This is a genomic window from Aquimarina sp. AWH4_224, from assembly GCF_056160245.1.
The window spans coordinates 69,390-90,953 of sequence record NZ_JBSWWU010000002.1; the positions used below are offsets into that span (position 1 = coordinate 69,390).

Consider the following 21,564-nt stretch of genomic DNA (forward strand, 5'->3'; position numbering starts at 1 on the left):
TTTGAGGTTTGATTTTGGACTTCAAAAATACAGATTAAGTACTTTATATAATGAAGAAAGAAAAAAAAATAAGATTAGGAATTTCTATAGGTGATTTAAATGGTATAGGAAGCGAAGTTGTTCTGAAAACTTTTCAGGATTCTCGAATGCTGGATTTTTGCACTCCTGTAATTTTCGCATCGGTAAAGATTCTTTCTTTTCTTAAGAAAAAGTACCAAACCAATATCAATCTTCATGGTATCGATAAGACCTCTCAAATCTTAGATGGAAAAATTAATGTCCTTAATGTATGGAAAGAGCCGTTGGACATCAAATTTGGCGAAGAAGATGAAAAAGTAGGAAGTTATGCTATCAAATCTTTGAAAGCCGCAACCCAGGCGCTTAAAAATGATGAAATCGATGTATTGGTCACCGCTCCTATTAATAAGAGTAGCATCCAATCCGACGAATTCAAATTTCCTGGTCACACCGATTATCTGGATCAGGAATTACAAGGTAACAGTTTGATGTTTATGATTACAGACGACTTAAAAGTAGGGTTACTTACCGATCATGTCGCTGTAAAAGATGTAGCAGGAACCATAACTCCAGAGCTTATCGAGCAAAAAATCAATACGATACATCACACCTTAAAACAGGATTTTGCTATAGCCAAACCAAAAATTGCTGTGCTGGGTATTAATCCCCACAGTGGAGATAATGGCGTAATTGGTAAAGAAGATGAAGAAGTTTTAAAACCAACTATTCAAAAGATTATAGATTCTGGTAAGTTGGTGTTTGGTCCTTATGCAGCCGACAGCTTTTTTGGTTCGGATAATTATAAAGCTTTTGATGCTATTGTTGCTGCTTATCACGATCAGGGGTTGATTCCTTTCAAAACCTTATCATTTGGCAAAGGGGTAAACTATACGGCTGGATTGAACAAGGTACGTACCTCTCCAGATCATGGGACAGCCTTCGAGATTGCTGGACAAAACAAAGCTGACAATAGCTCTTTTAAAGAAGCAGTATTTGCCGCTTTAAAAATTTATAAGAATAGAAACGAATATCAGGACTTGACCAAAAATCCATTAAAAAAACAACCTCGTAAACCACAAAACAAAAACAATCAACAACAAGCTTAAACAGCAAAGAAGTACATCGATTTCCAAGCACTTTTGTAAGCAACCTATCAATTCACTAACTTTCTGATATAATTTTGTTTACAAAAATACTTTAATTACGAATTTTTGTTATCTTTGCACCCGCCTTAATTAAATTGGCAACGCTTGAAACTGGTGATAGAATGATACAACTAAAAGAGTATACTATTCCTTTTGTTGGATTGAAGCAAGGATTGCATCGCTTCAAGTATGAGATTGACAATACGTTCTTTGAACATTTTGAGTATGATGAGTTTAATGCTGCGGGAATAACTATTGATCTTGAGTTTAACAAAAAAGCAACGCTTTTAGAACTTGAGTTTAAAGCCAGCGGTACGGTAAATGTAAATTGCGATGTCACTAATGAACCTTTTGATTTACCTGTAGAAGATAATTTCTTTTTGGTAATTAAATTTGGTCAGGAATTTAATGATGAAAATGAAGAGCTTCTTATTATCCCCCATGGAGAATATGAAGTGAATGTACAGCAATATATTTACGAACTTATTGTATTAGGTGTGCCTTCAAAAAGAGTACACCCTGGTGTTGAAGATGGTACTTTACAGTCTGACATACTCGAAAAGTTGGAAGAGCTAAGTCCAAAGGAAAAAAATAAAGAAACAAATGATAATGAGGAGACAGATCCTCGTTGGGATAAATTAAAAAACTTATTAAACGATAAATAATAGCTGAGCAATGGCACATCCTAAGAGAAAAATATCGAAAACTAGAAGAGATAAAAGAAGAACACATTATAAAGCTTCTGTACCACAAATTGCTACGGATCCTACTACTGGTGAAGCACATTTATATCACAGAGCACACTGGTTCGAAGGTAAATTATATTACCGTGGGCAGGTAGTAATCGATAATACCGAAGAGGAAGTAGCATAAAGCTACTGTTAAAATTTTAAACTAAGCTCTCACTTTTGTGAGAGTTTTTTTGTTTTTAGTTGAATATGTGTCAAAATCCAATTATTTTGCGCCATATTTGTATATAATTTAGTAATTTCAACGACTTTTTAGCTCATTTTTGTGCTACGATTCATGAGATGAACTAAATATTTTTTTAAGGTAAACCCTTGCTTTACAGAAGTGTAAAGCATCAATTGGTGAATTCCATCTGAAGCAAAATTGCTCAGATGAAACTAAAATCAAGATATGAGTAAAATCACAGCCGCTATCACAGCTGTAGGCGCGTATGTGCCAGATTATGTGTTAACAAATCAGATTTTGGAAACAATGGTTGACACAAACGATGAATGGATCACCACCCGTACAGGTATTAAAGAACGCAGATTATTAAAAGATACTGATAAAGGGAGCTCTTACTTAGGCATTAAAGCAGCCGAAGATCTTATCGCCAAAAGGAACCTGGATCCCAAAGAGATCGATATGGTTATTTTTGCAACCGCAACACCAGATCTTCCGGTAGCTGCAACTGCAGCCTTTGCAGCTTCTGCTATAGGAGCAGTTAATGCTTTTTCTTACGATTTACAAGCAGCTTGTTCCAGCTTTTTATATGGAATGTCTACCGCAGCAAGCTATATCGAATCAGGAAGATATAAAAAGATATTACTTATCGGTGCCGATAAGATGTCCTCTATTATAGACTATACTGATCGTGCTACATGTATCATTTTTGGTGATGGTGGAGGTGCTGTACTTTTCGAACCTAACGAAGAAGGATATGGATTTCAGGATGAGTACTTGCGTACCGATGGCGTAGGACGAGAATTCCTAAAAATCGAAGCTGGTGGTTCTATCCTACCTGCTTCGGCAGAAACCGTAGCCAATAAACAGCATTTTGTGCAACAGGACGGTAAAACAGTATTTAAATATGCTGTGTCTAATATGGCTGATGCCAGTACCAAAATCTTAGAACGTAACAATCTAACAGGAGATGATGTAGATTGGTTGGTTGCTCACCAGGCTAATAAACGAATTATTGATGCAACTGCTAATCGAATGGGACTTGACGAAAATAAGGTCCTTATGAATATACAGCGATATGGTAATACCACCTCGGCCACCTTACCATTATTGTTGCATGATTATGAAAAACAACTCAAAAAAGGAGATAATATCGTGTTTGCCTCTTTCGGAGGAGGCTTTACATGGGGTTCTATTTATCTGAAATGGGCCTATAATTCCTAAACAACTAAACACACAATACCCAATATTATGGATTTAAAAGAAATTCAGAATTTGATTAAATTCGTAGCCAAGTCAGGGGCCAGCGAAGTAAAATTAGAGATGGATGACGTTAAAATCACCATTAAAACTGCATCAGACGACAGCAAGGAGACTACGATCGTTCAACAGATTCCTGTTGGTAGCGCCGTGCCTGCTCAACCTGCACCAGTACAAGCTGCTCCAACACCAGCTGCTCCAGCAGCGCCTGCGGCGACTGAAAAGCCTGCAGAAGACGATTCCAAATATATTACAATCAAATCTCCAATCATTGGAACTTTATACAGAAAACCTTCTCCAGACAAACCTACTTTTGTAGAAGTTGGAGATAGCGTAAAAGAAGGAGATGTACTTTGTATTATTGAAGCGATGAAGCTTTTCAACGAAATCGAAAGTGAAGTTTCTGGTACTATAGTAAAAGTTCTTGTTGATGATTCTTCTCCAGTAGAGTTTGATCAACCTCTTTTCTTAGTAGACCCATCATAAGTAATCCCAAAATTCAAATATCAAATTCCAAAAGGTAAACAACCCTGGAATTTGCTTTTTGGACAATTGTAATTTTTAAGAAGTTATGTTTAAAAAAATTCTAATTGCAAATAGAGGTGAGATTGCCATGAGGGTAATCAGAACCTGTAAGGAAATGGGAATCAAAACTGTTGCGGTTTATTCTACAGCAGATGCCGAAAGTTTACACGTTCGATTTGCAGACGAAGCCGTTTGTATTGGACCTGCCCCCAGTACCGAATCTTATTTAAAAATGTCAAATATTATTGCTGCTGCAGAAATTACAAATGCAGATGCAATACACCCTGGTTACGGATTCTTATCAGAGAATGCCAAATTCTCTAAAATCTGCGAAGAACACCAAATCAAATTTATTGGTGCCAGTGCAGAAATGATTGATAAAATGGGAGATAAAGCTTCTGCAAAGTCAACCATGATCAAAGCAGGAGTTCCTTGTGTACCAGGAAGTGAAGGCGTTATTCCTGACTTCGAAACTTGTGTAAAAGTAGCTAAAGAAACAGGATATCCTGTGATGCTAAAAGCAAGTGCCGGTGGTGGTGGAAAAGGAATGCGTGCCATATGGAAAGAAGAAGACCTACAAGCCGCATGGGAGTCTGCTAAACAAGAAAGTAAAGCTGCCTTTGGAAATGATGATATGTATATGGAAAAGCTTATCGAGGAGCCAAGGCATATCGAGATCCAGGTAGTAGGTGATAGTAACGGACGCGCTTGTCATTTATCTGAAAGAGATTGTTCGGTGCAACGTAGACACCAAAAACTTACTGAAGAAACTCCTTCTCCATTCATGACCGACGAATTGAGAGATCGAATGGGAGAAGCCGCTATCAAAGCAGCAGAATTTATCGAATATGAAGGTGCGGGAACGGTAGAATTTCTTGTAGACAAACACAGAAACTTCTACTTTATGGAAATGAATACTCGTATTCAGGTAGAGCACCCTATTACAGAACAAGTTGTAGATTATGACTTGATCCGTGAACAAATATTGGTCGCTGCAGGAGTGCCAATTTCAGGAAAGAACTACTATCCGCAATTACACTCTATCGAATGTAGAATTAATGCTGAAGATCCTCATAAGGACTTTAGACCTTCGCCAGGAAAAATCACCAATTTACATATTCCAGGAGGGCATGGTGTTCGAGTAGATACCCATGTATATAGTGGATACATTATTCCTCCTAATTATGACTCTATGATTGCAAAATTGATTACCACGGCTCAAACACGAGAAGAAGCAATCAATAAAATGAAAAGAGCATTGGATGAATTCATTATCGAAGGAATAAAAACTACTGTTCCTTTCCACAGACAACTTATGGATCATCCAGATTATGTTGCTGGTAATTATACGACAAAGTTTATGGAGGACTTTGAAATGCAAGAACCAAAAGAACAATAATAATATCCAAAGCCTCTACCAAGAGGCTTTTTTTATGAATTTAAGCTATTGGGAATATAAAACATGGTTATCCAATATCGACTTCACCATTATAGGTAGTGGTATCGTAGGACTTTCTTGTGCACTTAGGGTACGAGAGAAATTCCCTAGTGCCAAAATTGTAATTCTAGAACGAGGTATACTACCCAACGGCGCTAGCACCAAAAATGCGGGCTTTGCCTGTTTTGGGAGCTTATCTGAAATCTTGGATGACCTCAACACTCATTCTGAAGAAGAGCTGTTACAACTTGTTCAAAAAAGATATCATGGTTTAAGTTTGCTGCGAGAAACTTTGGGAGATCAAGCCATCGATTATCAAGCCCATCAAGGGTACGAATTATTTGCCCAAACAGACATGGCATTGTTTGAAGAATGTTTGTCTAGAAAAGGGGAGATTAACGAATTGTTGCGTCCTATTTTTAAAAAAGACACCTTCTTCCTTTCAGAAAATCACTTTGATTTCAAGAATATTCATTCGCAATACATTGTAAATCAGTTCGAAGGTCAGATTGATACCGGCAAGATGATGGATGCCTTGATACAGAAAGTGCATCAGCAAAATATCAAAATCCTAAGCGCTTGCCAAGTAACTCAAATTGAAGATCTTAACACTGCTGTAGAAATAAAAACCGAACATTTTACGTTCTATACCAACAAAGCACTTATTGCAACCAACGGTTTTGCCTCTCAATTGGGCATCACCAAGGTGAAACCTGCCAGAGCTCAGGTACTGATTACCCAACCAATCAAAAATTTACATATCAAAGGCACTTTCCATCTGGATAAGGGGTATTACTATTTCAGAAATATTGATAACCGAATCCTCTTGGGGGGAGGACGAAATCTTGATTTTAAAACTGAAGAAACCACTCAATTAGAACAAACACCGTTAATACAAAACAAATTAGAACAGCTTTTATATGAGGTGATTTTACCAGATACTAATTTTGAAATTGAGCATCGCTGGAGCGGCATAATGGGTGTAGGCAATCGTAAAAAAGCTATTGTTCAACCCATCTCTGATCATGTGTATTGTGGTGTACGCCTAGGAGGAATGGGAGTTGCCATCGGTACTCAAGTTGGCACAGAATTAGCAGATCTTTTGTAATAATTGATGCATGTTATGAAAAAGTTTTTTCGGTTTATAGTCAAAAGTACGGTTGCATTTATTGTCATTAGTTTTTTATGGGTACTGGCCTACAAATGGATTGATGTACCGGCTACTCCACTAATGGGTATACGCAAACTACAATCCGAAAAACAACATACCATTCAGCACCAATGGGTACCCTTATCCAAAATTTCAAAAACACTGCAGTTAGCAGTGATTTGCAGCGAAGATCAACGATTTATGGAGCACAACGGCTTTGACCAAGAAGCTATAGAAAAAGCACTCGCCGAACATAAGGCTGGCAAACGATTACGAGGTGCAAGCACCATCTCACAACAAACCGCAAAAAATGTATTTCTTTGGCCTCAGCGAAGCTGGGTTCGCAAAGGTTTTGAGGTCTATTTTACATTTCTGATCGAAAAGCTGTGGACCAAAGAACGAATTCTTGAAATATACCTTAACAGCATCGAGATGGGAAATGGGATATATGGTGCCGAAGCAGCAGCAAAGTTTTGGTATAATACTACCGCTGCTAATCTTAACAGAGAAGAAGCTGTTGCCATAGCTGCCATATTACCTAATCCTCGTAAATATCTTGCCAACCCTCCATCTTCTTACACACAAAAAAGAGCGGAATGGATCTTTATTCAAATGCGTAATTATGGTACCTTAGTATTTGATAAGCCACAACAAAATGAATACAGAGGACATTAAACTTGAGCTATACAATCAATGCAAGCAGTATGTAGCTCAACGGTTAGAACGCATCCAACATACCATTAGTGACATCCAGGAATCCCTAACTTCGGAAACAAAAAGTACTGCAGGGGATAAGCATGAAACCGGTCGTGCCATGTTACAACTAGAACGCGAAAAAGCTGGAAAACAGCTTGCCGAAGTACAAAAGTTACAAGAAATACTAGCCAAAATTGATATTACTATCTCCTCTCAACCTGTACATTTAGGAAGTTTGGTTACTACATCAAAAGGGAACTATTTTATAAGTATTTCTGCTGGGCAACTACTGGTAAACGACACTTCCTATTTTGCTATTGCTGCTAATTCTCCTATTGGACGTCTGTTATTAGGTAAAGTCCCTGAAGATCATTTTGTGTTCAACACTGCAGAAATTACTATACAATCAGTATCCTGATGCTTTTTTTGAATGGTGATTATATTCAAAAATAAAGATCTGTACTTTAAAATTTTATCAGTTATGGCATACCAAAATGATTTTAAGTAAATTGCTACCTCATAAATCATCATTGCTATGCGAAAGTTTTTTCTTTTCACCCTACTGGGATTGCTCCTATTTTCCTGCAAGCCCTATGAAACTACTAAAATTAGAAAAAATCAAATTACCTACGAGGATTTCAGAGCAGAACAACGATTATACCCTACTCAAGATGGTTTGATCAAATATATCGACAAAGGTGAGGGGCCTGCTATTTTGCTACTTCATGGTGTTCCTGCATCAGGCTGGTTATATCGCAAGATGATTGATCCATTGGCCAAAAAAGGGTATCGAGTTATTGTACCGGATATGTTGGGTTATGGTTCTAGTGATTCTCCAGAAGGCTTTGAAATATATAACAATGAAAACCATGCCAAACGAATTCTGGAACTTATGGAATCTTTGGGTATCGAAAGCTGGACCCATGTTATGCATGATGCTGGTGGTTTATGGACCTGGGAATTGATCAAGCAAGATCCTGATAAAATTGAAAAGTTAGTCGTACTCAATACCATTATCTATGAAGAAGGTTTCTACCCTCCTGTTCGTATGAAACCGGGTGGCTTTGCCAAAACTGCCATGTGGGCCTATCGCAATGGGGTTACTACCAATACGCTGTTAAAAAAGTTGTTTAAAGAAGGGTTAAAAGAAAATACTCTTAATCCTGTTGATGTCGAAGGATATAAAACTCCTTTATTGGAAGGTAAAACTGATGCGATGTATTACTTCTTCAGTCAAACGTGTAATGACCTTCCGGATTATAGTGAAGTATTCGAGAATGTAAAAGTTCCTGTTTCGGTAATCTGGGGAATACACGATACCATGCTGCAGTGGCCTCCACAAGAAAACAGAGCGGCAAATGCCCTGGGTGTTAGGCCCGAAGATATTCATTTTGTAGACGAAAAACATTTTATTCAGGAAACCAAGGCACAGGAAATTACCTATAAAATCCTGGATTTTATGAAAAAATAATGGGTTAATTAAAACTTAATCCATTAATCCAACTTTTTAGCTCCATCTTAAAAATGGTCCCGTTGATCAATTCTTGAATCTGGTGAATTTCTTGTCGGTTTACTGCAAGATCAATTTTATCTGATGGTGTTCTTAATAATAAGGATCGACAATGTTCTGGATCCATACACTCACTACAACATTGCGATTGAATGGTGTTGGTGCAGGAATCCGAAAAGTCTTTTAACTCATTAAGCGTTAGTAAAAATCCAATATCTCTAAATACCAATTGTACTTTGGGTGTATTGGTCTGCGTTTCTTTCTTCCAGAAGAAGGAAATACCAATTTCGTTGCTGAATATTTTATCAATAGGGCTCATTCTGAATCTATTTTGATTCAAAAATACATATTATTTATAATCAATCTAAATAAAAATAAGTTAATTTATATCTTTTAACTTCAGTTGTAAAGATACCTGCCCGTTCCATTCATTTTCGTCAATCGAATATGCGGCTTTAAACGAATTATTTCCTGTAATCAGGTTTTGCTTCGCTCCCAAACCAAAACCTATAGCACCTACAGCAATTTTATTTTTTTGCACGGCACATTTGAGATGCTTGTCATCTGCACCCACGCATTTTCCGTACCCTGTATCCTTTACACCTTCGGTCATAAATACCGGAGTCATATTACCTGGACCAAAGGGAGCAAACTGTTTTAGGATGCGATAAAACTTTGGCGTAATTTGAGTGAGCTCGATTGGCATATCCACCATGATTTCCGGAGTTAATAGTTTTTTATCAATAGTAGATGCCACCACAGATTCAAATTTCTCTTTGAAAGCCTCATAATTTTCTTCAAGCAAAGTAAGTCCGGCAGCATATTTATGGCCGCCAAACTGTTCGATATAATCCGTACAAGCGTTTAAGGCTTCGTATACGTCATACCCTCTTACCGATCGCGCCGAAGCCGCCAATTTATCTCCACTTTTGGTAAAAACTAATGTTGGTCGGTAATAGGTTTCGGTAAGTCTAGAGGCAACAATACCAATAACTCCTTTATGCCAATTTTCCTGATAAACAACCGTGGTATATCGTTCTTCTTCCTGATTGTCTTTGATCTGTTGCAGAGCTTCCTCAGTGATTTTCTTATCTGCCTCTTTACGATCGCTATTATACAATTCAATTTCTGAAGCAAATTGTAAAGCAGTCTGCAAATCTGTCTCTGTAAGCAGGTTAACTGCGTGCAAACCGTGTTTCATTCGCCCGGCAGCATTAATTCTGGGGGCTACAAGAAATACCAGGTCGGTAATGGTTAGGGTAGTTTTGTTTGCCTTAGACAACATCGCTTTAAATCCAGTCCTAGGATGAGCATTGATTACCTTTAATCCAAAATGTGCCAGGGCTCTATTTTCTCCTGTGATAGGGACAATATCAGCTCCAATTGCTGTAGCTACCAGATCCAAATAAGGCAATAAGTCTTCTATAGTTTGATCGTATCTTGAAGCCAGCGCCTGAATTAACTTAAACCCCACACCACAACCGCATAACTCTTTATACGGATACTCACAATCACTACGTTTTGGATCCAAAACCGCTACGGCGTCTGGTATTTGTTCTCCCGGTCGGTGGTGATCACATATCACAAAATCAATTCCTTTTTCTTTGGCATATGCCACTTTTTCAATGGCTTTTATCCCACAATCCAAAGCTATAATTAACGAAATATCATTATCATGCGCATAGTCTATCCCCTGATAAGAAACTCCATATCCTTCTTGATATCGATCTGGGATATAGGTAGCCACTTGAGGCGTTAAAGTGGAAAGATATGACGACATTAAAGCTACCGAAGTGGTGCCATCTACATCATAATCCCCATACACCAAAATGTTCTCCTCATTACGAATTGCGGATTCGATTCTATCTACTGCACGATCCATATCTTTCATCAAAAAAGGATCATGTAAATCATCGAGAGATGGTCTGAAAAATTTCTTTGCCTCATCAAAAGTTTCAATCCCTCTTTGCACCAGCAAAGTAGCAATTATGGTATCTACATTAAGGCCTTCTGCCAAAGCATTTACAATCGAAGTATCAGGGGTGGGTTTTAGTGTCCATCTCATGGGTGTAATCTATTCCAAACAATTAAAAATACAAAGTACAAAAAACATCTTCATCATCATGTATTTGGGTATTAGTTTTGTATTTTGCCTCTCTAAAATTTTAGATTAAACTCAAAAAAATATACACATGCCATTAGTAACTCCATTATCTCCAGAACACGATCTGGAAACCAAAAAACTAGCAGAATTTTTTAATGAAACTCTTGGTTTTTGCCCTAATTCTGTGCTTACTATGCAGAGAAGACCCGCTATTTCAAAAGCATTTATTAATCTTAATAAAGCGGTAATGGCTAATGAGGGCCGAGTAACTTCTGCTTTAAAACGTATGATTGCTTGGGTAAGCAGTAATGCTACAGGATGTAGATATTGCCAGGCTCATGCTATTCGTGCTGCAGAGCGATACGGTGCCGAGCAAGAACAATTAGATAACATTTGGGAATATAAGACACATCCAGCATTTAGCGATGCCGAGCGTGCTGCACTAGATTTTTCTCTAGCTGCTTCAGTAATCCCTAATGCTGTTGATGCCAAAATCAAAGAAGAATTATACAAGTATTGGGACGAAGGTGAAATTGTGGAAATGCTCGGTGTAATTTCTTTGTTCGGGTATTTGAATAGATGGAACGACTCTATGGGAACTATTGTTGAAGAAGGTGCTATAGAATCTGGTGAACAATACCTTGGTAAACACGGCTGGGAAAAAGGAAAACACGTGTAGACGTCACTCCTGATCAACCTATAAAAATTAGGCTGTATAAGTTATACACTTGTATGGCCTAATTTTATTTACGAAGATAGTATCGATAACTACGATAGAGTAAAAAAACGGTTGTTATAAGAATACATATCGCCCATAGCCAATAAGTTCCTGATAGATGAGCAGCTATCATTTGTGTATCCGAATAGTGTATCTTTCCACTTCTTTCAAATTGTTTGGTAAACAAATATCCCGTTTGCAAATAGGTGCTCAACACACATTGGGTACCCAAAAATAATAGGGTAAACGCTTCAAGATTTCGAATTCTTAGTATCGCAACAAAAAACAAAATAGCGGCAAACACACTTAAAATAACTAGTGCCAGTAGGTCATGAATCCAAATGCATAAGGATACTACCATAATCAGCAGCAATACCCATAAAGTAATTTTGGAAGCTATCCGGTTTTTTGCAGCAGTAATCATAATGGCACCCGAAATAGCTGGTCCTAACAATCCTCCTGCAGCTGTAAGTGCTCTAGCCAGATCATAGTTTACATAGCTGTTCTCTACATTAGAATAAGCTACTCCTCCTCCGTTTTCGTAAATCTCCAGATAATAAAATTTACCTCCTAGTAGTATAGCAGTAAGACCATGTCCCATTTCATGAAACCAGGTTCCTAACAACAAAAAAGGGTACTGTATTACCCCAAAATAAGGTAATTGCCATAATAAGAAAACCAAAAGGCTTACGCCCAAAATGGTAAACAACGATTTACGTTTCAATGACTTTTGTTTTAAGGATTACTTTAGTATCAATAACGCTTACACTAATGTATTATTGAAAGTAATTCTTTTGTAACGTATGTTTGGTTAGCCTTTTTATAAACCGTATCGCTTATTTTTGAACCAGTGGATCTCGGTCAAAAGAAACCCCATCCCATCCTGTTTTCATAAAATTACGGATATTTTGATGGTCATTACCTTCAGGAGTTTTTAGTACATCGGTATAGTACTGCCCAAAACAATGTAAAGTCTCTTCTTTACTTAATTGTTGAAGTTGTGCAAAACTCAATAGTTTACAGGACCCCGAGTTCTCTCCTTCTTTATTAACCACTTCTCCGTTTTTGAAAGCACTTGGTGTAAAATTATAGTGTTCTTCAATAACGTTCATTGTATCCTCAAAGGATAGTTGTTTAGGTTGTTCTTTTACTTTGGATATAAATTGAGATATTGTCATTTCTAAAATTTAAACAGGTTTTTATGTGATCGCCTTCTTAACCATACTTTGAAGTACAGGAAGTACATCCATGGCAAACCAAGGGTTTTTTGTAAACCAAAACCGATTTCTTGGCGACGGGTGAGGCAAGGTAAAATATTTGGGCAAATATTCATGATACGCACGAACCGTTTCGGTAAGATTATTTTTTACATTTTTTTGTAAATAGTGCTTTTGAGCATATTGTCCGATAAGGATGATTAATTCGATATTGGGCATATGATCGAATAATTTTTGATGCCAAAGCGGTGCACATTCTGGTCGTGGAGGCAAATCTCCACTTTTTCCTTTTCCGGGATAACAAAATCCCATAGGGACAATGGCGATCTTAGTTTCATCATAAAACACTTCATCCGAAACATCGAGCCATTTCCGTAGTTGCTTTCCACTTTGATCATCCCAGGGCACGCCAGAGGCATGCACTTTGGTTCCTGGTGCCTGACCAATAATGACAATTTTTGCTTCAGGATGACCAGTAACTACTGGTCTAGGCCCTAAAGCCAAATGTTCGGCGCAAACACCACACGATCTAATATCTGAAAGTAATTGATCCACTATTTCTTTTTTCCTTCTACAACGATAACAATTTCCCCTTTTGGAGGTTTGGTTTCAAAATGAGATAATACTTCTTTGGCAGTACCGCGAATGGTTTCTTCATGTAATTTACTAAGCTCACGAGATACAGTAACCAATCGTTCGGCTCCAAAATATTCGACAAAATTCCCTAAGGTTTTGATCAACTTATGCGGAGATTCATAAAAAATCATGGTCCTGGTTTCCTCTGCCAGAAATTTTAGTCGGGTTTGCCGTCCTTTCTTAACAGGCAAAAAGCCTTCAAAAACAAATTTATCATTGGGCAAGCCACTATTCACCAAAGCAGGCACAAATGCCGTTGCCCCAGGCAAACATTCAACCGGAATTCCTTGCTCTACACAAGCTCGAGTAAGTAAAAAACCGGGATCACTTATTGCAGGAGTACCAGCATCACTAATAAGGGCAATGGTATCTCCTCTTTGTAATCGATTTACAATGTTATTTATCGTTTTATGCTCATTATGCATATGATGACTCTGCATAGGAGTAGCAATTTCAAAGTGTTTGAGAAGTTTGCCACTAGTGCGGGTATCTTCTGCCAAAATAAGATCAACTTCCTTTAGCACTTTGATCGCTCTAAAGGTCATATCTTCTAAATTACCTATTGGAGTAGGAACAATATATAACTTTGACATTAAGGTCTCACTTTTTTACCAACCGCATAAGATACAATCAAAATAATAATTGCATATACCGACAATCCTACTGGATGCCCAGCATAATGATGTGCAAGACTTGCCAATACCAGATCAAAAAAGAAACCAGCATACGCCCATTCTTTTATCCATTTAATTTGATTGGTCAAAATGGCTACTATCCCTAAAATCTTGGCTATTGCCAAAGGAATAACGATATATGTTGGATAATTGAAACTTTCAAAAAAACCTTTGATCATTTCAGTCTTAAAAAAATACATCTGTGCAGAATACAACATAATGGCACACAGGGCAACCGTAGTTATCCAATAAACTATTTTCATAAATATTAGATTTGTGTTTAGTTTTCGTATTTACTGAGTACAACATCCATAAAGCGATTCTCATACTCTTCTTTTCCTTCCCAATTGTTATAATCAGGCTTTACCATCGAGCTAATAAAATCTTCGGCTCCTTTTTTATCGTTTATGGTATTTAACTGAGAAAGCACGCGATTATAATCTGGCGTACTCCCTTCAAAAAGATGTTTGATAAAGGCCAAACGATCATTCAATCCGATATGGATATCTTTCCGCAGTTGCTCATTAAGAGACTTTGGTTTTTCGTGATCTTCAGATTTGTCTAATTGCGGAGTAACATCATTCATATCATTTTTTTGATAATCTGGTGTAGACGTCAAAGTATCTGAAAATGTTTTTACTTCTTCACTGGTATCTGAAGCTGGTACAAATAAATCCTCACTTACTCTGGCATTAATTTCCTCGATCACTAGTTCTGGTTTCTGATCCAAAGAAACTGGCTCTTGTTCCTTTACTTCCTGATGAGCATTTTGAGAAGAGGGCTCTGAAATACTTTTTTCAATTTCTGATGGTGGTGTAACAGGTACTGGAGTAATTGATTTCTTTTCCTCAAAGGTATTGGACACTTGTTCTTCGATCACTTTACGTATCTGTCCAATAGTAGGTTGTGGTCCAAGAAAATGATCTTCGGCAAAATTTAAAATGGTTAGTTTTTCATACAACTGTCTTGCCTCTTCTTGCAACTGTGGTAATGTGGATCTATCTTTTAATTGTAATATTCGGTGAGCAATACTTATCAATTCAGCTTCCAATTTCTTCTTCATAACTTTCTTATACGTTTGCGATACTGCTTTTGGTTTTTTAATAAATTTACCTCATCTTTTAGGTAAGGAAAAAGGGATTTCTTTAATTGATTCTGAAAAGTACAAAATGTTTCTCGAAAATACGGTAAATCATAAAGAGCAATTTGGGTGGATAGAAGTAATATGTGGTTCGATGTTTTCTGGGAAAACGGAAGAATTGATCCGCCGTTTGAAACGTGCCCAATTTGCGAAACAAAAGGTTGAAATATTTAAGCCCGCCATAGATGTTCGTTATGATGACGAGATGGTGGTTTCGCATGATGCCAATGAGATTCGATCAACTCCTGTTCCTGCGGCTGCCAATATTCGCATTCTAGCAGATACTTGTGATGTGGTAGGGATCGATGAAGCTCAATTTTTTGATGATGAAATTGTAGCCGTTTGCAATGATTTGGCAAACAAAGGAATCCGAGTAATTGTTGCAGGATTGGACATGGATTTTAAAGGCAATCCTTTTGGACCTATGCCCGCACTTATGGCAACAGCAGAATATGTGACCAAAGTACATGCTGTATGCACTCGTACAGGAAATCTGGCACAGTACAGTTATCGAAAATCCAGAAAAGACGATTTGGTCCTGTTGGGAGAAACTGAAGAATATGAGCCTCTAAGCAGAGCAGCCTATTATAAAGCTATGCTTAAGGAAAAGGTGAAAGGTATGGAAGTAAAGGACCCAAAGGAAATATCAAAAAACTCAGAAAACACGAATGAGTAGTACCCGAGAAACTGTTTTAGAAATTCATCTATCCCATCTTACTCATAATTTCAATTATCTAAAAAGTAAGGTCGCTCCTCAGGTTAAAATGCTTGCTGTGGTGAAGGCCTCGGGTTATGGAAGCGATGCTACTGTTATTGCCAAACATCTTGAAACGTTGGGAGCCGATTATTTTGCAGTAGCCTATGTTTCTGAAGGTATTCTATTAAGAGAAGCCGGAATCACAACGCCTATATTGGTATTGCATCCACAACCTATTAACTTTGAAAAGTTAATCAAATATCAACTAGAGCCAAGTTTATACAGCCCTAGAACACTTAGAGAATTTATCAAACTTGCTGATTCGTTAGATCAACAAGAATATCCTATTCATATTAAATTCAATACCGGTCTCAATCGAATAGGCTTTTGGGAAAACGATATTGATTACATTTTTGAACAACTTAACAACACCCAGGCTATAAAAATTAAAGCCTTACTTTCTCATCTGGCAGCCAGTGAAGACCATGAGGAAAGAACTTTTACCTTGGATCAAATACATACATTTCAAAAAATAGCTGAGAATATCAGTAATCGACTAGGGTACCGACCTATCCTTCATCAATCCAACACTTCGGGTATTCTAAACTATCCCGAAGCACATTTTGATATGGTAAGAACCGGTATCGGTCTGTATGGATATGGTAATGAGGCCAAATTTGATACGCAGTTAAAACCCGTTGCTTCATTAAAATCAGTCATTTCCCAAATTCACACCTTAGAACCAGGAGAAAGTGTAGGGTATAATCGCGCCTATAAAGCTCCGGGATATGTAAAAACTGCTACTATCCCTATTGGACATGCAGATGGTATAGGTAGATTCTTCGGGAATAAAAAAGGATTTGTAACGATCAATAATAAGATGGCCTATATCATTGGGAATGTTTGCATGGATATGATTATGGTGGATATTACTGATATAGATTGTAATGAAGGTGATGAGGTTGTTATTTTTGATCATACTTCGAATGCCGCAAAAATTGCAGAACACTCGGGTACGATCTCTTATGAGTTACTAACTGCCATCTCGCCCCGGGTAAAACGTGTAGTTATCGACAATTCTTGACGTTTATCGAAAAAGCACTTTTTAAATCATTTCTCTCATTCAAGGTGTAAATTAATTTTTGTTAAATTAGGCCTATACTAACTATATTAATATCTATACATATGGGATTCTTTAAAGATTTTAAGTCTTTCTTAATGAAAGGTGATATTATAAATCTTGCAACTGCTGTTGTAATCGGTGGAGCTTTTAACAAAATTGTAGGTTCGGCTGTAGCTGATATCATCATGCCTATTGTTGGTATCATTACCGGTGGGACTGACTTCACACAGAAATTTATTGCCCTAGATGGCAAAGAATATGAAACCTTAGCTGCCGCTCAAGAGGCGGGAGCAGCTGTAATGACGTATGGCAACTTGATTCAGGCAATTATTAATTTTATAATTGTTGGTTTATTTATCTTTATCGTGCTCAAGGCTTACGAAAAAACACAGAAAAAAGAAGAAGAAGCTCCGGCACCACCTGCGGGACCAACTCAAGAAGAGTTATTGGCAGAAATCAGAGATTTGTTGAAGAAACAATAATCTCGACCATTCTTAGAATGAATTATCTATAGCGACCGCTATACTACATATTCTAACTAAACCACCCATACCAGGGTGGTTCTTTTTTACATCTTGTTTATTATATAACAAATAATGTGAATTTCTATATTTTTTGTGTAATTTCTTGTGGTCTTTAAAATATTCCTCACATTTGCCCAAATTTAAAAGAGTTTATACGACTTTTGTATTTCTAAAAAGAACAAAATTCATGAAAGTAGCTGTAGTAGGTGCTACCGGACTGGTAGGAACCGTAATGTTAAAAGTATTAGAGGAAAGACAATTTCCTGTAACCGAGTTAATTCCTGTAGCATCAGAGCGATCTGTAGGTAAAAAGATTTCTTACAAAGGTGATGAATACACTGTAGTAGGGCTTTCTACTGCTATCGAAATGAAACCGGATGTTGCCTTATTCTCCGCAGGAGGAAGTACTTCTTTGGAGTGGGCTCCAAAATTTGCAGATGCCGGTATAACGGTAATCGATAATTCATCGGCTTGGAGAATGGATCCTACCAAAAAGTTGGTAGTTCCAGAAATTAATGCCAAAGCTTTGTCTGCAGATGACAAAATTATTGCCAATCCAAACTGTTCAACCATACAAATGGTAATGGCATTAGGACCTTTGCATGATCAATATAAAATCAAACGAGTTGTAGTTTCTACTTATCAATCGATTACAGGAACTGGAGTTAAAGCGGTGCAACAGTTAGAGAATGAATATGCTGGTCAGAATGGTGAAATGGCGTACCCTTATCCAATACACCGCAACGCAATACCACACTGCGATGTATTTCAGGACAATGGATATACCAAAGAAGAAATGAAACTGGTAAACGAAACCCAGAAAATTCTTGATGATCGTACTATCGCAGTAACTGCTACTGCCATTAGAATTCCAGTGGTTGGAGGACATAGTGAAAGCGTAAATCTTGAGTTCGAAAACGAATATGTTGAAGGAGATGTAAGAACATTATTAAATGAAACTCCAGGAGTAACCGTACAAGATAATCCAGATACAAATACCTATCCTATGCCAATTTATGCAGAGGGGAAAAATGATGTATTTGTAGGGAGAATACGTAGAGACCATTCTCGAGAAAATGCATTAAATATGTGGATCGTTTCGGATAACTTACGTAAAGGAGCAGCCACCAATGCAGTGCAAATTGCTGAATATCTGACCGAAAATAATCTTATCGGTTAAACACCATTATACAACACTTCAAAGTCCCTTGTTATCTAAAAAATAGCAAGGGATTTTCTTTTTATATCTACTTGTACAGAAAATAAGATTTGTAAGGTTGCTAACATTTCCTCCTCTAATACAGTAATTTAATCACAAAAAAATAACATAATGAATAAGTTAGTTTTAATTTTAAGAATACTGTTGGGAGCGATGCTAGTTCTTTTCGGAATCAATAAATTTATAGGGTTTTTACCCGACTTTGAATTTGCAAATCCAGAGGCCGGTGTATTTTTTGGTGCATTAGCCAGTAGTTACGTTCTAAAAACTGTAGGTTTAATCGAGGTAATTGTTGGCTTTTTGCTACTTATTAATAAAGCAGTTCCTTTTGCCTTAATACTATTGGCACCTATCTCTGTGAATATCATCTTATTTCACGTTACACTTGACCCTGCAAATATTGGTCCTGCCATATTTGTATTTCTTGTCAACACTTTCTTAATATCTAAATTTTGGGACAAGTATAAACCTCTTTTCTAAAACCATTTTTTTTTGTTTCTTACAGAAATTTCTGACTGCCTTTGTATACTAATCCTACAGGTCGCTAAACCCCAAAGCTTCCTGGAAGAAAAACATTTTTCTTCATAGATTCGTGTACAGGCAGTCTTTTTTTATATTTTCTTTAGCATTTAGCCACGCTTCTTTTGATAGATTTGTGTATTATTCTAACGAATTCTCATCATGAAAAACACACTCTTTGTGCTATCTGTTCTAATTTTTATGGTAGCCTGCAAAAACGAATCAAAAGAACAACCCAGTAAAAACCAAATTGCATTGAATTATCCTGAAACCAAAAAAGTTGATACCGTAGATACTTATTTTGGAACCGAAGTGAAAGACCCCTACCGATGGTTAGAAGATGATCGAAGTGAAGAAACCGGGAAATGGGTAGAAACACAAAACAAAACCACTTTTGGGTATTTAGAAAATATCCCTTTTAGAGAAGATCTCAAAAAACGTCTTTCAGATCTATGGAATTATGAAAAAGTAGGATCTCCTTTTAAAGAAGGTGATTACACTTACTTCTATAAAAATGATGGTCTTCAAAATCAATATGTAATCTATAGGTTTAAAAATGATGGTGATGAGCCTGAAGTATTCTTAGATCCTAATACATTTAGCGAAGACGGTACTACATCATTAGGTAGTGTAAGTTTTTCTAAAGATGGAAAACTAGTTGCTTATGCTATTTCTGAAGGAGGTAGCGACTGGAGAAAAATCATCATCAAGAATGCTGAAACTAAGGAAGTCATCGAAGACACCCTTATTGATGTTAAATTTTCGGGTATGTCCTGGAAAGGTAGTGAAGGATTCTATTATTCTAGCTACGATAAGCCAAAAGGAAGCGAACTTTCTGCCAAAACTGATCAACACAAGGTGTACTATCACAAATTAGGCACCAAACAAAAGGAAGACGAACTAATTTTTGGAGGTACACCAGAACAAAAACATAGATACATTGGTGGAGGTGTAACCGAAGATGATCGATACCTAATCATCTCTGCAAGTATCTCGACTTCTGGAAATAAGTTATTCATAAAAGATTTAACAAAGCCTAATAGCGAATTAGTAACCATTCTGGATCATACCGATAGCGATACCTATATCATCGAAAATGTAGGATCAAAACTATACTTGGTTACCAACCTAAATGCACCAAATCAAAAAATAGTTACTGTAGATGCAGCAAATCCAACCCCAGAAAATTGGAAAGATTTCATTCCGGAAACTGAAAATGTGCTAAGTCCAGGTACTGGTGGAGGATATTTCTTTGCGGAATATATGGTGGATGCCGTTTCTAAAGTATTACAATATGATTATGACGGAAAATTGATTAGAGAAGTAAAACTTCCAGGAGTAGGAAGCGCTAATGGTTTTGGAGCCAAAAAAGAAGAAAAAGAATTATATTATTCGTTCACCAATTATAAAACGCCTTCGAGCATTTACAAATACAACATCACCGACGGAACCTCTGAATTATATCGTAAACCTAAAATCGATTTTAATCCGGACAATTACGAAAGTAAGCAGGTATTTTACACTTCAAAAGATGGTACCAAAGTACCTATGATAATAACGTACAAAAAAGGTATCGAACTTAATGGTAAAAACCCAACACTACTTTATGGATATGGTGGCTTTAATATTAGCCTTACTCCTTCTTTCAGTATTGGTAATGCCGTATGGATGGAGCAAGGAGGAATTTTTGCTGTGCCTAACCTAAGAGGTGGAGGAGAATATGGTAAAAAATGGCATGTAGCTGGGACCAAAATGCAAAAACAAAATGTTTTTGACGACTTTATTGCAGCTGCAGAATATTTAATAGAAAACAAATATACCTCTAGTGATTATTTGGCAATAAGAGGAGGCTCGAATGGAGGATTACTGGTTGGTGCAACAATGACGCAAAGACCTGATCTTATGAAAGTAGCTCTTCCTGCGGTAGGTGTACTAGATATGCTACGCTATCATACGTTTACTGCTGGTGCAGGATGGGCATATGATTACGGTACTGCTGAAGATGATAAAGAGATGTTCGAATATTTGAAAGGATACTCTCCTGTACACAATGTAAAAGAAGGGGTAGAATATCCTGCTACCTTGGTTACCACTGGAGATCATGACGATCGTGTGGTACCTGCACACTCTTTCAAGTTTGCTGCACAATTACAGGACAAGCAAACCGGAGAAAATCCAACATTAATCCGTATTGAAACCAATGCAGGACATGGAGCTGGGACTCCAGTTAGCAAAACTATTGAGCAATTCGCAGATGTTTTTGGGTTCACATTGTACAATATGGGATATGAGGTATTGCCTGAAAAAGTGACTGACGATATCAAAGGATAAATTCAAA

At 37.2% G+C, this 21,564-nt stretch carries 25 protein-coding genes; 17 read left to right on the forward strand and 8 right to left on the reverse strand.

The window, feature by feature from the left end; genetic code table 11:
* Positions 1 to 50 precede the first annotated feature (50 nt).
* From pdxA to ACXAGJ_RS03790, 10 genes are all read left to right on the forward strand, one after another.
* Positions 51 to 1,124, forward strand: a complete 1,074-nt coding sequence (pdxA, locus tag ACXAGJ_RS03745) for a 4-hydroxythreonine-4-phosphate dehydrogenase PdxA (RefSeq protein WP_474837263.1) — start codon at positions 51 to 53, stop codon at positions 1,122 to 1,124.
* A 161-nt stretch (positions 1,125 to 1,285) separates the two neighbouring features.
* Complete coding sequence (locus ACXAGJ_RS03750; RefSeq protein ID WP_474837265.1) at positions 1,286 to 1,828, forward strand: YceD family protein; 543 nt, start codon at positions 1,286 to 1,288, stop codon at positions 1,826 to 1,828.
* Positions 1,829 to 1,838: 10 nt separating this feature from the next.
* Positions 1,839 to 2,036: a 50S ribosomal protein L32 gene (gene rpmF / locus ACXAGJ_RS03755; protein ID WP_073316151.1), complete on the forward strand. Its 198-nt coding sequence runs from the start codon at positions 1,839 to 1,841 to the stop codon at positions 2,034 to 2,036.
* Positions 2,037 to 2,303: 267 nt separating this feature from the next.
* Positions 2,304 to 3,299, forward strand: coding sequence for a beta-ketoacyl-ACP synthase III (locus ACXAGJ_RS03760; protein WP_474837267.1), 996 nt, complete (start codon positions 2,304 to 2,306; stop codon positions 3,297 to 3,299).
* A gap of 27 nt (positions 3,300 to 3,326) precedes the next feature.
* Entirely contained in the window at positions 3,327 to 3,821 is a 495-nt protein-coding gene (accB, locus tag ACXAGJ_RS03765) for an acetyl-CoA carboxylase biotin carboxyl carrier protein (RefSeq protein WP_474837269.1), read from the forward strand.
* Between the two features lie 85 nt (positions 3,822 to 3,906).
* Complete coding sequence (accC, locus tag ACXAGJ_RS03770) at positions 3,907 to 5,259, forward strand: acetyl-CoA carboxylase biotin carboxylase subunit (protein ID WP_474837271.1); 1,353 nt, start codon at positions 3,907 to 3,909, stop codon at positions 5,257 to 5,259.
* Between the two features lie 34 nt (positions 5,260 to 5,293).
* Positions 5,294 to 6,406, forward strand: coding sequence for an NAD(P)/FAD-dependent oxidoreductase (locus ACXAGJ_RS03775; protein WP_474837273.1), 1,113 nt, complete (start codon positions 5,294 to 5,296; stop codon positions 6,404 to 6,406).
* 15 nt (positions 6,407 to 6,421) lie between these two features.
* Positions 6,422 to 7,123, forward strand: a complete 702-nt coding sequence (gene mtgA / locus ACXAGJ_RS03780; protein WP_474837275.1) for a monofunctional biosynthetic peptidoglycan transglycosylase — start codon at positions 6,422 to 6,424, stop codon at positions 7,121 to 7,123.
* The gene (locus ACXAGJ_RS03785) at positions 7,104 to 7,562 is read left to right on the forward strand and encodes a 3-oxoacyl-ACP synthase (protein ID WP_474837277.1); all 459 of its coding nucleotides are present in this window, start codon (positions 7,104 to 7,106) and stop codon (positions 7,560 to 7,562) included. Before mtgA ends, ACXAGJ_RS03785 begins: the two co-directional genes overlap by 20 nt.
* A 117-nt stretch (positions 7,563 to 7,679) precedes the next feature.
* Positions 7,680 to 8,615: an alpha/beta fold hydrolase gene (locus ACXAGJ_RS03790; protein WP_473283902.1), complete on the forward strand. Its 936-nt coding sequence runs from the start codon at positions 7,680 to 7,682 to the stop codon at positions 8,613 to 8,615.
* Positions 8,616 to 8,619: 4 nt separating this feature from the next.
* Here ACXAGJ_RS03790 and ACXAGJ_RS03795 read toward each other — a convergent pair whose 3' ends face one another.
* Positions 8,620 to 8,973, reverse strand: coding sequence for a hypothetical protein (locus tag ACXAGJ_RS03795; protein ID WP_473283904.1), 354 nt, complete (start codon positions 8,971 to 8,973; stop codon positions 8,620 to 8,622).
* A 60-nt stretch (positions 8,974 to 9,033) separates the two neighbouring features.
* The gene (gene recJ, locus ACXAGJ_RS03800) at positions 9,034 to 10,719 is read right to left on the reverse strand and encodes a single-stranded-DNA-specific exonuclease RecJ (RefSeq protein ID WP_474837280.1); all 1,686 of its coding nucleotides are present in this window, start codon (positions 10,717 to 10,719) and stop codon (positions 9,034 to 9,036) included.
* A gap of 127 nt (positions 10,720 to 10,846) precedes the next feature.
* On the opposite strand from recJ, the gene ACXAGJ_RS03805 reads away from it, so the two are divergent.
* Entirely contained in the window at positions 10,847 to 11,437 is a 591-nt protein-coding gene (locus ACXAGJ_RS03805; protein ID WP_474837282.1) for a carboxymuconolactone decarboxylase family protein, read from the forward strand.
* 64 nt (positions 11,438 to 11,501) lie between these two features.
* Here ACXAGJ_RS03805 and ACXAGJ_RS03810 read toward each other — a convergent pair whose 3' ends face one another.
* The 6 genes from ACXAGJ_RS03810 to ACXAGJ_RS03835 all read right to left on the reverse strand — a co-directional run bounded on the left by ACXAGJ_RS03810 (position 11,502) and on the right by ACXAGJ_RS03835 (position 15,066).
* On the reverse strand, positions 11,502 to 12,200 hold the full coding sequence (locus ACXAGJ_RS03810; RefSeq protein WP_474837284.1) for a M50 family metallopeptidase: 699 nt from the start codon (positions 12,198 to 12,200) through the stop codon (positions 11,502 to 11,504).
* Positions 12,201 to 12,312: 112 nt separating this feature from the next.
* A complete protein-coding gene (locus ACXAGJ_RS03815) occupies positions 12,313 to 12,654 on the reverse strand; it encodes a HopJ type III effector protein (protein WP_474837286.1) in 342 nt (113 codons plus the stop codon).
* Between the two features lie 21 nt (positions 12,655 to 12,675).
* Complete coding sequence (locus ACXAGJ_RS03820) at positions 12,676 to 13,248, reverse strand: uracil-DNA glycosylase family protein (protein WP_474837288.1); 573 nt, start codon at positions 13,246 to 13,248, stop codon at positions 12,676 to 12,678.
* Positions 13,248 to 13,922, reverse strand: a complete 675-nt coding sequence (gene rsmI / locus ACXAGJ_RS03825; protein WP_474837290.1) for a 16S rRNA (cytidine(1402)-2'-O)-methyltransferase — start codon at positions 13,920 to 13,922, stop codon at positions 13,248 to 13,250. Before rsmI ends, ACXAGJ_RS03820 begins: the two co-directional genes overlap by 1 nt.
* Positions 13,922 to 14,266 (reverse strand): DoxX family protein, encoded by a 345-nt coding sequence (locus ACXAGJ_RS03830; protein WP_474837292.1) that lies wholly within the window; start codon positions 14,264 to 14,266, stop codon positions 13,922 to 13,924. The genes rsmI and ACXAGJ_RS03830 overlap by 1 nt, the downstream gene beginning before the upstream one ends.
* A 17-nt stretch (positions 14,267 to 14,283) precedes the next feature.
* Positions 14,284 to 15,066, reverse strand: a complete 783-nt coding sequence (locus ACXAGJ_RS03835) for a hypothetical protein (protein WP_474837294.1) — start codon at positions 15,064 to 15,066, stop codon at positions 14,284 to 14,286.
* Positions 15,067 to 15,172: 106 nt separating this feature from the next.
* Between ACXAGJ_RS03835 and ACXAGJ_RS03840 the strand changes: the two genes are divergently transcribed.
* The 6 genes from ACXAGJ_RS03840 to ACXAGJ_RS03865 all read left to right on the forward strand — a co-directional run bounded on the left by ACXAGJ_RS03840 (position 15,173) and on the right by ACXAGJ_RS03865 (position 21,557).
* Positions 15,173 to 15,820, forward strand: coding sequence for a thymidine kinase (locus tag ACXAGJ_RS03840; RefSeq protein ID WP_473283921.1), 648 nt, complete (start codon positions 15,173 to 15,175; stop codon positions 15,818 to 15,820).
* Positions 15,813 to 16,925, forward strand: a complete 1,113-nt coding sequence (gene alr, locus ACXAGJ_RS03845) for an alanine racemase (RefSeq protein ID WP_474837296.1) — start codon at positions 15,813 to 15,815, stop codon at positions 16,923 to 16,925. Before ACXAGJ_RS03840 ends, alr begins: the two co-directional genes overlap by 8 nt.
* Before the next feature lie 101 nt (positions 16,926 to 17,026).
* Positions 17,027 to 17,446, forward strand: a complete 420-nt coding sequence (gene mscL / locus ACXAGJ_RS03850; RefSeq protein ID WP_474837298.1) for a large conductance mechanosensitive channel protein MscL — start codon at positions 17,027 to 17,029, stop codon at positions 17,444 to 17,446.
* Between the two features lie 229 nt (positions 17,447 to 17,675).
* The gene (locus ACXAGJ_RS03855; RefSeq protein WP_474837300.1) at positions 17,676 to 18,668 is read left to right on the forward strand and encodes an aspartate-semialdehyde dehydrogenase; all 993 of its coding nucleotides are present in this window, start codon (positions 17,676 to 17,678) and stop codon (positions 18,666 to 18,668) included.
* Between the two features lie 150 nt (positions 18,669 to 18,818).
* Positions 18,819 to 19,187: a DoxX family membrane protein gene (locus tag ACXAGJ_RS03860; protein ID WP_073316131.1), complete on the forward strand. Its 369-nt coding sequence runs from the start codon at positions 18,819 to 18,821 to the stop codon at positions 19,185 to 19,187.
* A 201-nt stretch (positions 19,188 to 19,388) separates the two neighbouring features.
* A complete protein-coding gene (locus ACXAGJ_RS03865; protein WP_474837303.1) occupies positions 19,389 to 21,557 on the forward strand; it encodes a prolyl oligopeptidase family serine peptidase in 2,169 nt (722 codons plus the stop codon).
* Positions 21,558 to 21,564 lie beyond the last annotated feature (7 nt).

Excerpts from the sequence above, each read along its gene's own strand:
- ACXAGJ_RS03750 (WP_474837265.1), top strand. The coding sequence starts at position 1,286 with ATGATACAACTAAAAGAGTATACTATTCCTTTTGTTGGATTGAAGCAA.
- ACXAGJ_RS03805 (WP_474837282.1), top strand. The coding sequence starts at position 10,847 with ATGCCATTAGTAACTCCATTATCTCCAGAACACGATCTGGAAACCAAA.
- accC (WP_474837271.1), top strand. The coding sequence starts at position 3,907 with ATGTTTAAAAAAATTCTAATTGCAAATAGAGGTGAGATTGCCATGAGG.
- ACXAGJ_RS03840 (WP_473283921.1), top strand. The coding sequence starts at position 15,173 with ATGTTTCTCGAAAATACGGTAAATCATAAAGAGCAATTTGGGTGGATA.
- ACXAGJ_RS03785 (WP_474837277.1), top strand. The coding sequence starts at position 7,104 with ATGAATACAGAGGACATTAAACTTGAGCTATACAATCAATGCAAGCAG.
- mtgA (WP_474837275.1), top strand. The coding sequence starts at position 6,422 with ATGAAAAAGTTTTTTCGGTTTATAGTCAAAAGTACGGTTGCATTTATT.
- ACXAGJ_RS03775 (WP_474837273.1), top strand. The coding sequence starts at position 5,294 with ATGAATTTAAGCTATTGGGAATATAAAACATGGTTATCCAATATCGAC.
- rsmI (WP_474837290.1), bottom strand. The coding sequence starts at position 13,922 with ATGTCAAAGTTATATATTGTTCCTACTCCAATAGGTAATTTAGAAGAT.
- rpmF (WP_073316151.1), top strand. The coding sequence starts at position 1,839 with ATGGCACATCCTAAGAGAAAAATATCGAAAACTAGAAGAGATAAAAGA.
- ACXAGJ_RS03790 (WP_473283902.1), top strand. The coding sequence starts at position 7,680 with ATGCGAAAGTTTTTTCTTTTCACCCTACTGGGATTGCTCCTATTTTCC.
- accB (WP_474837269.1), top strand. The coding sequence starts at position 3,327 with ATGGATTTAAAAGAAATTCAGAATTTGATTAAATTCGTAGCCAAGTCA.
- ACXAGJ_RS03835 (WP_474837294.1), bottom strand. The coding sequence starts at position 15,066 with ATGAAGAAGAAATTGGAAGCTGAATTGATAAGTATTGCTCACCGAATA.
- ACXAGJ_RS03795 (WP_473283904.1), bottom strand. The coding sequence starts at position 8,973 with ATGAGCCCTATTGATAAAATATTCAGCAACGAAATTGGTATTTCCTTC.
- ACXAGJ_RS03855 (WP_474837300.1), top strand. The coding sequence starts at position 17,676 with ATGAAAGTAGCTGTAGTAGGTGCTACCGGACTGGTAGGAACCGTAATG.
- ACXAGJ_RS03865 (WP_474837303.1), top strand. The coding sequence starts at position 19,389 with ATGAAAAACACACTCTTTGTGCTATCTGTTCTAATTTTTATGGTAGCC.
- ACXAGJ_RS03815 (WP_474837286.1), bottom strand. The coding sequence starts at position 12,654 with ATGACAATATCTCAATTTATATCCAAAGTAAAAGAACAACCTAAACAA.
- ACXAGJ_RS03860 (WP_073316131.1), top strand. The coding sequence starts at position 18,819 with ATGAATAAGTTAGTTTTAATTTTAAGAATACTGTTGGGAGCGATGCTA.
- pdxA (WP_474837263.1), top strand. The coding sequence starts at position 51 with ATGAAGAAAGAAAAAAAAATAAGATTAGGAATTTCTATAGGTGATTTA.
- ACXAGJ_RS03830 (WP_474837292.1), bottom strand. The coding sequence starts at position 14,266 with ATGAAAATAGTTTATTGGATAACTACGGTTGCCCTGTGTGCCATTATG.
- recJ (WP_474837280.1), bottom strand. The coding sequence starts at position 10,719 with ATGAGATGGACACTAAAACCCACCCCTGATACTTCGATTGTAAATGCT.
- ACXAGJ_RS03760 (WP_474837267.1), top strand. The coding sequence starts at position 2,304 with ATGAGTAAAATCACAGCCGCTATCACAGCTGTAGGCGCGTATGTGCCA.
- alr (WP_474837296.1), top strand. The coding sequence starts at position 15,813 with ATGAGTAGTACCCGAGAAACTGTTTTAGAAATTCATCTATCCCATCTT.
- mscL (WP_474837298.1), top strand. The coding sequence starts at position 17,027 with ATGGGATTCTTTAAAGATTTTAAGTCTTTCTTAATGAAAGGTGATATT.